The organism is Lysinibacillus capsici, from assembly GCF_003367505.1.
In the GTDB taxonomy this organism is placed as follows: Bacteria; Bacillota; Bacilli; order Bacillales_A; family Planococcaceae; genus Lysinibacillus; species Lysinibacillus capsici.
The window spans coordinates 57316-70691 of record NZ_PXXX01000008.1 but is presented as its reverse complement, the minus strand read 5'-3'; the positions used below and the strand labels follow the sequence as shown (position 1 = coordinate 70691).

General features: G+C 36.6%; 13 protein-coding genes and 1 riboswitch. Of the genes, 2 read left to right on the top strand and 11 right to left on the bottom strand.

Annotated features, from left to right (window positions below; all coding sequences use genetic code 11):
• Positions 1-24 precede the first annotated feature (24 nt).
• Positions 25-1215, top strand: a complete 1191-nt coding sequence (locus C7B89_RS04595; RefSeq protein ID WP_066038346.1) for an MFS transporter — start codon at positions 25-27, stop codon at positions 1213-1215.
• A gap of 116 nt (positions 1216-1331) precedes the next feature.
• Here C7B89_RS04595 and C7B89_RS04590 read toward each other — a convergent pair whose 3' ends face one another.
• The 5 genes from C7B89_RS04590 to queF all read right to left on the bottom strand — a co-directional run bounded on the left by C7B89_RS04590 (position 1332) and on the right by queF (position 4372).
• The gene (locus C7B89_RS04590; RefSeq protein ID WP_054548832.1) at positions 1332-1871 is read right to left on the bottom strand and encodes a VUT family protein; all 540 of its coding nucleotides are present in this window, start codon (positions 1869-1871) and stop codon (positions 1332-1334) included.
• Between the two features lie 41 nt (positions 1872-1912).
• Positions 1913-2641, bottom strand: a complete 729-nt coding sequence (queE, locus tag C7B89_RS04585; protein ID WP_004233410.1) for a 7-carboxy-7-deazaguanine synthase QueE — start codon at positions 2639-2641, stop codon at positions 1913-1915.
• Entirely contained in the window at positions 2634-3104 is a 471-nt protein-coding gene (queD, locus tag C7B89_RS04580; RefSeq protein ID WP_004233408.1) for a 6-carboxytetrahydropterin synthase QueD, read from the bottom strand. Before queD ends, queE begins: the two co-directional genes overlap by 8 nt.
• A 3-nt stretch (positions 3105-3107) precedes the next feature.
• On the bottom strand, positions 3108-3767 hold the full coding sequence (gene queC / locus C7B89_RS04575; protein WP_054548829.1) for a 7-cyano-7-deazaguanine synthase QueC: 660 nt from the start codon (positions 3765-3767) through the stop codon (positions 3108-3110).
• A 104-nt stretch (positions 3768-3871) separates the two neighbouring features.
• Positions 3872-4372, bottom strand: a complete 501-nt coding sequence (queF, locus tag C7B89_RS04570) for a preQ(1) synthase (protein WP_004233404.1) — start codon at positions 4370-4372, stop codon at positions 3872-3874.
• Positions 4373-4497: 125 nt separating this feature from the next.
• Positions 4498-4544: riboswitch (PreQ1 riboswitch) on the bottom strand.
• 309 nt (positions 4545-4853) lie between these two features.
• Here queF and C7B89_RS04565 point away from each other — a divergent pair.
• Entirely contained in the window at positions 4854-8579 is a 3726-nt protein-coding gene (locus C7B89_RS04565) for a S8 family serine peptidase (RefSeq protein ID WP_115673232.1), read from the top strand.
• A 199-nt stretch (positions 8580-8778) separates the two neighbouring features.
• Here C7B89_RS04565 and C7B89_RS04560 read toward each other — a convergent pair whose 3' ends face one another.
• The 6 genes from C7B89_RS04560 to C7B89_RS04535 all read right to left on the bottom strand — a co-directional run bounded on the left by C7B89_RS04560 (position 8779) and on the right by C7B89_RS04535 (position 13342).
• A complete protein-coding gene (locus tag C7B89_RS04560) occupies positions 8779-9507 on the bottom strand; it encodes an amino acid ABC transporter ATP-binding protein (protein ID WP_167444822.1) in 729 nt (242 codons plus the stop codon).
• Positions 9508-9534: 27 nt separating this feature from the next.
• Positions 9535-10200 (bottom strand): amino acid ABC transporter permease, encoded by a 666-nt coding sequence (locus C7B89_RS04555; protein ID WP_004233396.1) that lies wholly within the window; start codon positions 10198-10200, stop codon positions 9535-9537.
• A gap of 31 nt (positions 10201-10231) precedes the next feature.
• Positions 10232-11014 (bottom strand): transporter substrate-binding domain-containing protein, encoded by a 783-nt coding sequence (locus C7B89_RS04550; RefSeq protein ID WP_054548827.1) that lies wholly within the window; start codon positions 11012-11014, stop codon positions 10232-10234.
• A 306-nt stretch (positions 11015-11320) separates the two neighbouring features.
• Complete coding sequence (locus tag C7B89_RS04545) at positions 11321-12154, bottom strand: hypothetical protein (protein ID WP_158539185.1); 834 nt, start codon at positions 12152-12154, stop codon at positions 11321-11323.
• Positions 12155-12358: 204 nt separating this feature from the next.
• On the bottom strand, positions 12359-12655 hold the full coding sequence (locus C7B89_RS04540; protein ID WP_115673230.1) for a phospholipase D-like domain-containing protein: 297 nt from the start codon (positions 12653-12655) through the stop codon (positions 12359-12361).
• 96 nt (positions 12656-12751) lie between these two features.
• Positions 12752-13342, bottom strand: coding sequence for a hypothetical protein (locus C7B89_RS04535; protein WP_115673229.1), 591 nt, complete (start codon positions 13340-13342; stop codon positions 12752-12754).
• Positions 13343-13376: the final 34 nt, after the last annotated feature.

The following is a 13376-nucleotide window of genomic DNA, read 5'->3' as shown; positions in this document are numbered from 1 at the left end:
CATTCTTCAAAGAAAGAGGTATTTATGCATCATACACAGTTATCCAAGCGACATTGGTTACTTATCTTAACACTTGCATTATTAACATTTGTTCTTGGGACAAGCGAATTTGTTATTGTCGGGATCTTAACTGATATTTCTTCAAGCCTTCATATGACAAATGCAAAAGCAGGCACACTCGTTTCTGCGTTCGCTATCACATTTGCCATCGCTACACCACTCGTGATGTCAGCAACAAGCCATTTTCCAAAGCGTAAATGGATGTTGTTTTTGATAGGTTCCTTCATTGCCTTAAATGCTCTGTGTGTAATTTCAACGAGCTATATTATGCTCCTTATACTTCGGGTTATGACCGCGATTGTAACAGGTGTATTGATCTCTCTAGCCATGATTGTTGCAAGCGAAACCATGCCAATTAATAAACGCGGCCTTGCTATATCATTTGTTTTCGGTGGTTTTACACTGGCCAATGTAGTTGGAGTACCCATTGGAATTGTAATCGCTGAATGGTACGGCTGGAATGCCACTTTTATGTTAACCACTCTTCTCGGAGGGTTGGCGTTTGCGGCATCTTTTTTTGTCTTACCTACTCGACTCAGCCAAGTACGAAGCTCAATACGGGATCAATTTTCTTTAATGATTCAGCCTCGAATTTTAATTGCCTTTTTCATTCCTGCTCTCGGGTTTGGTGCAACCTATGCAGTCTTTACGTACCTTGTTCCTATTTTAAAGGGAATGGGTGCACCAAATAATTCTATAAGTTTAATCTTATTCGGCTACGGCTTTCTTTCGATTTTCAGCAACATTCTTGCCGGTAAAATTGCCACTCACAATGCCATCGGCCGACTTCGGTTTGTCTTTCTCGCACAAGCTATTGTATTGACAAGCTTATTTTGGACAACAAACCATTTTATTTTAGGATTAGCGAACATCGGACTAATGTCACTAATGGCCATCCTCTTAACAACATCTACTCAACTTTATTTAATAGATTTGGCCGAAATTTATAAACCAGATGCTAAAGGACTCGCTGCTTCTCTTATGCCCGTGGCAAGTAACGTAGGCATCGCTTTTGGGTCTGCATTAGGCGGCATTGTATATCATCAAGGAAATTTGATGAATGTCACATGGGTCGGTGGTATAGTTGCCGTCAGTGCAAGTCTACTAACTTTCTTTAGTTATCATTTAGACCTTAAACAAAAGAAAACAGCATAAAAAATGCAAGAGGTACCTTAGAAAGAATATAAATCAAACAGACCCATTCGAATAAAGCGAATGGGCCTGTTTTTAAAAAGCTTACTTGTGATCCGTATCTTCATAATAAGGAATAATTATTCTGGAATAATATATTTTTCTTTCATTGGCCCAACTTTATTTAAAATAATTGCGCCAATCATTTGTATAATCGTCTTCACAATAATTTGCCCCAAAATGGCGGCAGGTACCGCTTCCCATGGCAATATATTGGCACCAAGTGGACTTAAGCCGATTACTACGAAAATTGCAGAATCTAGAAATCCTCCAACAATACCACTGTAGAACACACGCCAAGCCATTGGTAATTTTAATCGAGTATAAATTTCAGTATCAGCCGTTTCAGCGACAACAAATGATAGCGCTGAGGCTACCACAATTAAAAGTGTATCACCTAGTAGGAATGACACCACAGCTGATAAAATTAAAGCTGTAATAATAAATAAATACGTCTTTTTTCTACCATATTTATTTTGTACTAGATCCCGAAAAATAAAGGTTGCCCCAATTAAAAGCGTTCCCATTGGAACAATAAACATACCAAAATGGAATGGTGCAAATGCTGCCGTTACCACATTAGCAATAACAATAGATAATAAATAAAATAATATTCTCAAACTATTACTCCTCAAGTAAATTTAATTTTTGTAAGAGCACCCTACACGCCTCTTTTATTTCCCCACACAAGGGCATGTAACTGTGGCAGTACTTTAACATCTCTTAAATCCTCATCCTTCATTACTCTATCAATCAGTGCACGATATTTATCCAATAAATTCATCATTAATTGTGAATTATCAGTTGCCGTGAGATCATCATTACCGACTTGAAGATAAAAAGGAATCATGGGATATCGATGGTGAATTTGTTTAGCATAATCGTAATCCTCTTGATTAAAAACGACTATTTTGAGGGATACATGGTGATTGCTGTTCCGATCTTTAAGTTTTTCGAAGATATAAGAGAGCACCGAGTAGTCTGTGGTCATTCCAGAACTAGGTGGCTTTGGTGAAATTGTCAGTTCATCAATCTCATACATCCACTTTTGCCACCTACTCCCCTGTGTTTCTACCCCGATTTTTATGTCATTTTCTTTTAAAATGGCAATAAGCTCTGCTAAATTCGGATTGAGTGCAGGATTGCCGCCTGAAATTGTGACAAATGAAAAACCATTGCCCCCTAAACGTTTCAACTCAGACCAAATCTCTTCCGCTGTCATTTGGACAATAAGGTGCTTTCCACTGCCATCCCACGTAAACGATGAATCACACCAAGAACAGGAATAATCGCAGCCCGCAGTTCTTACAAACATTGTCTTCTGGCCAACGACCATACCCTCTCCTTGAATCGTTGGCCCAAAAATCTCGATAACAGGTACTTTACTCAACTTCCATCCACTCCCTTCTAGCTTCTGCATAGCTTGTTGGAGTCTCGTAAAGCCTGATAAACTCTACACGTACACCGTTATATCCTTCATCAAGCAAAGCCTCAGTCAACTTTTCGTAAATCCAAACAACAATATTCTCTGCCGTCGTATTCATGAGTGGAAGCGTTTCATTTAAATAACGGTGATCCAAATGAATCTCTATTTTATGTTTCCATATTTCTTTTATATCGCCGAAATCAATCATCAAACCACGTTCATCTGTGTAGCCACTCAGTCCTAATATAGCTCGATAGGTATGCCCATGTAGATTTTTACATTTCCCTTCATAATGATGTAGATGATGGGCAGCATCGAAGGTAAATTCTTTGCTTATGAGAACACGCTTTGCATGATATTTCAATTGATTTCTTTGAATATCCACATCAATTCTCTGGAGTCTCTCAACGATTTTAAAATCTGACATGCCTTAAGACTCCTTCCTATAACTTAAATACTCATCAAGCCCTTTATTTCGCAATTTACATGCTGGGCATTCACCACATCCATCTGCTATGACACCGTTATAGCAAGTCAACGTTCTTTGTCGTACAAACTCAAGTGCACCAAGCTGATCAGCTAATTCCCATGTTTGTGCCTTATTCAGCCACATCAAGGGTGTATCAATCACAAAGGAGTCATCCATCGATAAATTTAACGTTACATTTAAGGATTTAATAAAGACATCTCGGCAATCCGGATATCCACTAAAATCAGTTTCACAAACACCTGTTACAATATGCTTTGCCCCTACTTGGCTCGCTAAAACGCCCGCAAATGAAAGAAAAAGGAGATTGCGGCCAGGCACAAAAGTCGATGGGAGCTCACCATTTTCTCCGTCCTTCACCTTTATGTCTTGTCGTGTCAATGCATTCGGAGCAAGTTGATTCAGGAGAGACATATCAAGTATGTGATGCTTGATACCAAGCTCCTCTGTTATCACCTTCGCACAGTCAATTTCAAGACGATGCCTTTGACCATAATCGAAAGTTACTGCCTCAATCTCTTCAAAGCGTTCTTTTGCCCAGAACAAACAAGTTGTGCTGTCCTGACCTCCACTAAATACTACAATTGCTTTTTCCTTTTTCATCTATAAAGACTCCCTTATATCGAAAAAACAGCACTCTAAGAAAAAGTGCTGCTTTCTTCTTAGTTTTTTTAAGAGGGTAGCTAAAAACCTCTGTCTTGCTTCATTTATCGATTATCAATTTTTTCTGGGTTAAGATCGTGGTTCATTAAACGATAATTGGCGATTTCTTCGTATTTAGTTCCTGGCTTCCCATAGTTACACCATGGATCAATCGAGATACCCCCACGTGGAGTAAATTTCCCCCAAACCTCTATATATCTTGGATCAAGTAATGCAATTAAATCATTCATAATGATATTCACGCAATCTTCATGGAAATCGCCGTGATTTCTAAAACTGAATAAATACAACTTTAGAGATTTACTTTCAACAATTTTTTTATCTGGGATATATGAAATGTACATCGTTGCAAAATCCGGCTGATTTGTAAGCGGACATAAACTAGTAAACTCTGGGCAATTAAACTTAACAAAATAATCTCGATTAGCATGAAGATTATCCACTGCCTCTAATACCTCAGGTGCATAATCATAGGAATACTTTGTACCTTGATTACCTAATAGGGTCAAATCCTTTAATCCTTCTTCATGACTTCTGCCAGACATAAAAAAACCTCCTTGTAAAATGTTTCCCAACACTTTTCAAGAGAGGCATCACCAATCATTCTATTTAAAACATAAGTAAACAGATAAAAAAAGCCACGTCCGATATGGACATGGCATATTGTCATGTTTCCATAGTTTTTTATAGAGGGTATCAGCTATGAACCTCTCCCGTTCTAGTCCGGGCATTCTTTTCTTCAATATCGTACAAAAAATAATACAGGACGTCAAATGGATTTTTTATAAAACTCTTAAATGATAAAAAGTATGAATCACTGTAAGTCAATACTCATTTGAAAGTTCTACTTTTTTATTAAATTACTAGGAAAATAGAATTAATCCATTTTTAACAAAGTAATACTAATTATCAATATTTTGAGATTTTTCAATATTCCGATATTCGAATTATCTCACCTGTGATAAATTGGAAATATCACACTAAACTGAAAAGTGTGATAATTAAGAGCGGAGGGAGAAATGAGATTTGAAAAAGTTTAAGTTTACGAAGTTTTTAAGTAGTATGATAGCTTTCGTTATGGTGCTTTTTCTATTGGTTCCATTATCGAGTGCTAATGCTGAAGATTCGAAGCCATTCAAGCAGGATAGCCAAAGTGAAAGTATACTTCAATTAAAGGCGGCTATCGCTGAACAGCTAAGCTTGTCTAAAGATGGTCCAACTCTTCACGAAAGCTTACAAAATGTATCAGGCAATCAAGAAGTTGCAGTCATCGTACATTTATCTGAAAAGCCTGTGGCACTAGAGCAAGGAATGAGCCAATTGAAAGGCCAAATGTTCTCTAATGCGCGAGCAAATGAAGTTCGATCAAATGTAAAATCTCAACAAGCACAAGTTAAGAAAGAATTAGCTACTAAAAATGTTCAAATGACTCAAGGCTACACATTTGATACTGTTTTAAACGGTTTTGCAGCAACTGTGAAAGCAAATGATCTCCCAAAGCTGCTTTCAATAGAAGGAATAACATTAATTGAACCTGATGCAATTGTTTACGCATCTGAAGATAATACAATGAAATCATCAGAACTGATTAAGGAAGATCAATTAGAGGCTCAAATGAATACAAGTATTTCTTTCCTCGGCATCGAACAGCTTTGGAATGAAGGAATTGAAGGACAAGGTATAAAGGTAGCAGTATTAGATACTGGTATTGACGCAGATCACCCTGAGTTCGCTGGAATTTACAAAGGTGGGAAAAACTTCATTCCAAATTCATCAACTTACACAAAGCCTCGGGCAGATGACGATGCATCGGAAACCTTGCCTTCTGAGCGTCCTGCTGGAACACCTGAATTTAATGAAAAGGGAAGCTCGTTCTATACTTCTCACGGTACCCATGTTGCTGGAACCATTGCAGCAATTGGAGCTAACAATTTCGGCATTAAAGGAATTGCTCCCAAAGTAGACCTTTATGCTTACCGTGTTCTTGGTGCATATGGAAGTGGGGCTACATCTGGTATTGTTAAAGCAATTGAAACGGCTGTAACAGAAAAAATGGACATAATCAACCTTTCTCTTGGTGGGGGGGCTAACTCTGAAACGGACGCTGGTTCATTTGCTATTAATAATGCAATGATGGCTGGAACAATCGGAGTAATTGCAACAGGGAACTCCGGCCCAAATCGAGGAACAATGGGCACGCCTGCAACCGCTCGTTTAGGAATTGCTGTGGGTAACACAACAAATCCAGAAACAATGTATAACGGTGAAGTGAATGTTACAGTTGGTGACTACAACTTAACAAAACAGCTCCCATTAATGGGCACAACTTTTGGAAGGGATTTAGCAACACAGCTTCAAGGAGAATTTGACCTAGTTGCTATTCCTGGAAACGGAGAAGTAAAAGACTATGAGGGAATCGATGTAGAAGGTAAAGTGGCATTAATCTCTCGTGGCAGTATCGCATTTGTTGATAAAATTGCGAATGCAAAGGCAAATGGAGCAGTCGCCACAATTATTCATAACTTTGCTGGTGGAACAAATGCACCTAATATTTCAGGTACATTCCTGGGTGATTCCTTTGCTTTTCTACCAACATTTGATATGTCCCAAACGGATGGCAATGCAATTCGTGCTGCATTAGCCGGTGGAACTGGAAAAGTTAGCTTTAGTCAATTTACTTCCACAAAGACACTGGGGGATGAAGTAAACGATTCAAGCTCCCGTGGACCATCTACGCCAAACTTTGATATTAAACCAGATGTAAGTGCACCTGGAACAAACATTATGTCAACGATTCCAATGTATAAAAAGGATTTCCCTAATGCAGATTACGCAGAGGCATATGATCGTAAAACAGGAACCTCTATGGCAACACCGCATATTACAGGTATTGTTGCATTACTTAAACAAGCAAATCCTGATTGGAATGCGTTCGACATAAAAGTGGCGCTTTCTAATACAGCAAAGGTTTTAGATAAAACAAAATACGATGTGTTCTCTCAAGGTGCAGGTCGTGTAAATGCTTATGCTGCAGCACATCCAGAAATTCTTGCCTATGCATTGGATAGTGCAATTTTAGATGGAACAGGAGCTGTTTCAGAAAACTTAAAAGGGACAGTTACTTTTGGTCCACAATCACTTAAAGACCAGGATATTTCCGTAACGAAACAAGTTTTAGTAAAAGATATAAAGGGGAACGGCGGTAATTATAATGTATCAATTGATGTGACAAAATCATTTGGTGATGCAACTGTTACAGTCGACCAGCCAACATTTAATCTAGTTGGTGAGCAAGTGTTAAATCTTACATTAACGGCTTCACAAGCTACAGCTCCAAACGGCTCGGAAATACTGGGGTATATTCACATCAGCGGTGGTGCTACAGAAATTTCATTGCCATTCGCAGCTGACTTTGGAAGCGAGGCAGTAACTGAAATTAAAGATTTAAAGATTACAGAAACAGACCTCTCCTTTAATGGAGATGGCGCGAAAGATTCAGCTGTACTTTCATTTACATTAACTGGCGATGTAACAACTAACTATATCGAGCTATGGGATATTATGAATCCTCAAGGTGGAGAATATGGTGATGGCTACATCGGTTATCTACATGCAGGTACTGCGCTAGGAAAAGGCTCTTATACGCTGAATATCGCTGGGCAATACAAACCATGGGGAACAGAACCTGCCACAACAATTCCAGATGGTCTCTATACTATTGACTTTACTGGTCTTGCGGCATCAGGGGTAGTTTCCGATTATGTTGGACCAATTATCGTGAAAACAACTAAACCAGAAATTACTGGTTCAGTAGCTGAAGGTGTCGCTACAGGAAAGGTAACAGATAAGTATATCGACTACAATGAAGAGTTATATTTATATGGTTTAAACTACAATTTAAATGATAAATTAAAAGCTTCCTATATTGCTACTGTGAATGGCGAAATACAAGCGCCAGTTCCTTTTGAATTAAATCAAGACGGTAGCTTCACATTCCCAGTAACATCAGAAACTAATGCTGTATCAGTAAAAATTGAAGACGCTGCAGGGAATGTTGGTGAAGCACTAATATATGAAAAAGATGTAGTTGAACCAAAAGTAACACTTTCTGTCAATCCAACTGAGCTAGACCTAACAGCTGGGGAATCTGCACAACTTACGGTAACAGAGACATCTACTCCTCCAGAAGGTGAAGCAACAGAGGAAGATGTAACTTCAAAAGCAACTTATGTTGTGGGAGATGAAAATGTTGCAACAATAGCAAATGGATTAGTAACTGCTGTAGGTGAGGGCACGACTACGATTACTATTTCATATGGTGATCATGAAGTTACGGTAAATGTTACAGTAAAAGCACCTGTTGTAGAAACACCAATCATAACACTAGAAATTGACCAAGCTCAGGTTGAAACTAGAATAGGTAAAGAGGTTATGGTTAAGATTACTGAAGTAACTACTTTTGAGGGTAGAACAACAGAAAAAGATGTTACTACGCTTGCAACCTACGAAGTAGCAAATGATAAAATAGCTACTGTAAAAGCAGGGGCTGTAAAAGGTAAAGGTCAAGGTACTACGACAATTACAGCAACGTATGGTGACCACACATTAACATTTGATGTATTGGTTGAAAAGCCGGGCAATGGTAATGGTAACGGCAATGGCAACGGCAACGGCAATGGCAATGGCAATGGCAATGGCAATGGCAATGGCAATGGCAATGGTAATAATGAAGTTACCGAAGTTGAGTTATAATTAAATAAGTACGGTTCCAGCAAAAAGAGAAATTGCGCTTTGCAATTTCTCCTTTTGCTATTTAAATTTCACTTACTCATGATAAGGTTGGCTGTAACGAGTCTATGTACAGTTTTTCTGTACAAGCTTTATCTAGTAATCGAATATTTAATGCAAAACCATAAGAGATCCTAACATTACTGTTCAGAACCTTTTAGTTTTATTTAAGCATTGTTGCAGTTAAAAATTCTCGTGTTCTCTCCTCTTTTGGATGATTGAAAAATTGTTCAGGTGTGCCGCGTTCAATAATTCTCCCATCATGCATATAGACAATCCAATCAGCTACCTCTTTTGCGAATCCCATTTCATGGGTTACAACAACCATAGTCATTCCTTCTTCAGCCAAATCTTTCATGGTTGTTAAAACCTCTCCCACAAGCTCAGGATCGAGTGCCGATGTTGGCTCATCAAAAAGCATAATGTCTGGTTCCATCGCAAGTGCTCTAGCAATCGCCACCCGTTGCTTTTGCCCCCCTGATAGTTTACTAGGATAGACATCCGACTTATCCTCCAAACCTACTTTTTTCAGTAATTGTTTTGCTTTGATGATAGCTTTTTCTTTGTCTACACCCTTTACCATAACAGGTGCTTCAATAATATTTTCTAAAACCGTTTTATGTGGGAATAAGTTAAAATTTTGAAACACCATCCCAACCTTTTCTCTAATCTTGTTAAGATCATCTGTCCGTGGATTGACTTCATTTCCCTCAATTATAATATTGCCATTATCTTTTCTTTCTAAAAAGTTCAAGCAGCGAAGGAGGGTGCTTTTCCCTGACCCACTCGATCCTATTAGACAAACAACATCGCTCTCATAGACTGTCATGTCGATATTTTTCAATACATGTAAGTCTCCAAACGATTTATTCAATTGACTTATTTTAATCATTTCCTTAGTTTCCAATTTTTTCAGCTCCTATCTGTCGCTTACTGCTAATTTTAATTCAGTTCGGTTCACTACAAATGTCATCAACGCTACCAACAATAAATAGTAGACTGCTACAATGAGTAAGTAGGTCATTTCATCGAAATTATTCGACCCAAGTGTTGTCGCCACATTAAACAGCTCATTCATGGAGATAAATGCGGCTAACGAAGAATCTTTTAAACTGATGATAAATTGATTGCCTAAAGGCGGCAATGCTCTACGGAATGCCTGTGGGAGAATAATCCTTCTTAATGTCAGTGTCTTTGTCATTCCCAAAGAGCGTCCTGCTTCAAATTGGCCATTATCGACTGACTGAATTGCTCCCCGAAGGATTTCAGAAATATAAGCTCCATTATGTAGCGCTAGAGCAAGGGAAGCAGCCCAAAAATCAGGGAGAAGGAAAATCCCGCTAATTCCGAAGTAGAGGATAAATATTTGAACAATCAGTGGTGTTCCTCGAACCAAATAGACATATATATCTGAAATAAGTTCTAAAATTTTTATATTAGAAATTTTTAATAAGGCAAAGACTAGTCCGATGATGATTCCCAGTAAGATAGAAACCACCGTCAGCTCTAATGTTAAAAGCATAGCTTTAAAGAATACACCTTTTGTTTCCATTAGTATTTGAAAAAAATGTGAAAAACTTGGCAAAGTACTACTTCCTTTCTTTTATAGCATTGGTTTATTCTGATTTTTTGGTAATGTCCTCACCAAAATATTTGATACTGATTTGAGTCAATGTTCCATTTTCCCGAAGTTGTTCCAAAGATTCATTAACTCGCTTCACTAGCTTTGGATTATCCTGAGGCAACACAATCGCTTGTTCACTGCGATTAATTAATTGTTGTCCTTTAATCTTAAAACCTTCCTTTTCAGCAGTTTTTCCTGTAACAAAATCTGTAATTACTGCATCATGACGCCCACTGCTTAATGCCTTTAATGCCGTAATATCGCTGTCATATGTTTTGATGTTGTCTGTATACTTGGAAGCTGTATCGGCATATGTTGATCCTTTTGCAACAGCTACTTCCTTTCCCTCTAAATCTTCAACAGTCCTAATTTTACTATCCGGTCTGGTGAAAATTTTCGGTCCTGAATAATAATAGGGGGTAGAGAAAGAAACATGTTTACTCCGCTGCGGGTTAATCGTGTGACTTGCAACGGCTGCATCCGCTCTTCCCGTTTTCACCCCTTCAACAATCCCTTTGAACTTGATTCGTTTCTGAACCGGCTCAAGGCCCATTTCCTTTGCAATCGCTTCACCAACCTCAATATCAAAGCCCGACATTGTAAGATCGTCATTTATATAACTAAATGGCTTAAATTCACCAGAAGTAGCAAAAACAAATTGATTTTTATTGATCAGTTCAGATCCATCTTCAAGCTTCTGCTTCTCTCCACAACCAGACAACATGCAGGCTACGATTGTACTTAAGACCAATAAAAACTTTTTACTCAACAACATGTTGGCTATAACTCCTTTCTCTTTCGATTATTCCTACAATCCTTTCTTGCTATATAACTTGCTTATGATAGTTAATACCCAATCTACTTCCGATAAAACTAAAAAGTATCAGGCACTATTAATAGTGCCTGATACTTTTTCTACAAATTTCGCATTATATAATTATCTTTCAGGTATTCTCTTTCCTCTAAAATGTAGCTTTTTAGATGTATAGAACTAAGAAAAACGCACTTACTTATGATACGGTTCTCCGTGATGTAGCTAAGTGAGATTTTTAAAAAGAAGTGACTCTTTCCCCACATTTCTTTACTTGTTATTTATCCTCCATGTCATTAAATTATATAGCGGCGTCAATTTTGATATTTTTTCTTTTGCAATTTGTATGATACTTTCTTTTGTTTTAAGGTATTCATCATTAGGAGAAATATGATAAATGCAAAAAGATTCATAACCTTCTTTATCATATTTTTTATAAAAGTCGATAAAGCTATATGGATCTTCTTTATCAATTACAAATTTATGAATTGATGTATCAGATTGTGGGTCATATATATGCCAAATCAATTGTTCCCCTTGTAAGTTTTTAATTTCCTGATGAATTTCATCTTTTAGGGTATCGATTTTTCCCTTCTTAAGAAAATCTCTATCAATAGCTCCCTTTGCTGTTGCATGAAAAAGTCCTATTTGGATTCCATCACCTACTACAGAAACTTGCATACATGCATGTTTTATGAAACTTTCATACCGTTCAGCCGAACTGCCTTCAATTATTGCATCACTCTTGTGTTTACCATAACGGAGGCAAATCCAAGACAATCGTTTATAATTGTACTCTGACCGAATGATTTGAGAGGTAATATATTCAGGTTTTCTATCGGCAGCCCAGTGGTTATATAAATTATAATGTGACAATTGTTTTTTCAATTCACTATTTATTGTAAGTAATTTTTTTCGGACAATATCCCTACGTTTATTTATAAATGAACCATCTTGATTTTGATATTTTGGAAAAAGTGTCTCATAGTCTCGAAAATTAAAAAAGTAATCATTTAAGTTATAGTCAGTTTCAATAAAGGGATCAGTATCATCAATAAATATCTCATTAATTTTCTTATTAGCTTCTATATTAGCATCCGACAACTTCCTAAGTTCTCTGTCAATATTTTTATAACTTTGTATAATGCTATTGGAAACTTTCGTGGAGGCTATAAAACAATAATTAGCAAATTCCTCTAAACGCTTCTGATTACTCGAACTCACTCCATGAATTAATTCAAGGTTTCCCTCTAAACCTCCATGAGTGAAGTTTGCAGAGCCATGGTAAGCTTTTAAACCTCTCGATGTTTAGAACATAAATACTTTTGCATGTAATTTTTCTTTATGCACTATATATACATTAGCTATTTTTAATAATTCTTCCAAAAGAATACTCGGGTTATTCATGTTAAATTCTACAGATAAATACAGAATAATGTTGTCCTTTTGCAAATTATTTTTAACTTTTAATTCTTTGATAATCTCTAATCCGTAATTTGAAAAATAAGCTGTTACAATAATGATTTTGTTGATGTCCAAGTCTTTTATTACCTTTTGAATGTATCCCTTTTCCCAAACCCAATTACCATCTTGTAAACTTTTCATAATCACACCTCTTTCAATTCATTTCTAATTACCATCAAAACTGTGTGAATATTTAGAGGTAAAAATATAACTCATATTTAAAAACAAAATCACTATTTATTTTTCATTAATTGACTCTGATAAGTCTTGATAATATTTAACTGATTTCTTTAAATGTTTATCTATCTCTTTTAAATCTCCCTCTAAATTTTTCCACACTTCTAAATTTACCATATCTTCTTTTATCTCTTTTTTGGCTTTTTTGTAAAGTTTAATTCTTTTATCAATATTGTCTATAAAAGCATCCTTTAATTTTTCTGCTTTTTTTGCATTTTTATTTGAAAATTGATAAGTGGGAATTAATTCAACATTATGTTTGAGATTATTTAGACCTTCTATAGCATCGCTAACATTTAAATTTAATTCATTATAATCATAGTTATTTAAAAAAGATCGCTCCCAATAGGTATTTTTAATATAGTCCATACTACTTCCTGCCTGCCTAAAAGCAACATCAAACACCTCATCATAATATTCTTTATCGCTCATCTCCGAAATATCTTTAGATAACCCTGTAATCTGGAAAAACTTTAGAAATTCTTGTTCTTGATTTTTTTGTTTTTCACTAATATCTGATTTCTTTTCATCTTCATTTCCACAAGCAACAAGCATTAAAGCTAACATAACTAAAGCGACAATTTTCTTCATAAAAAGCTCTCCTATTATTAGATATTTACACTGG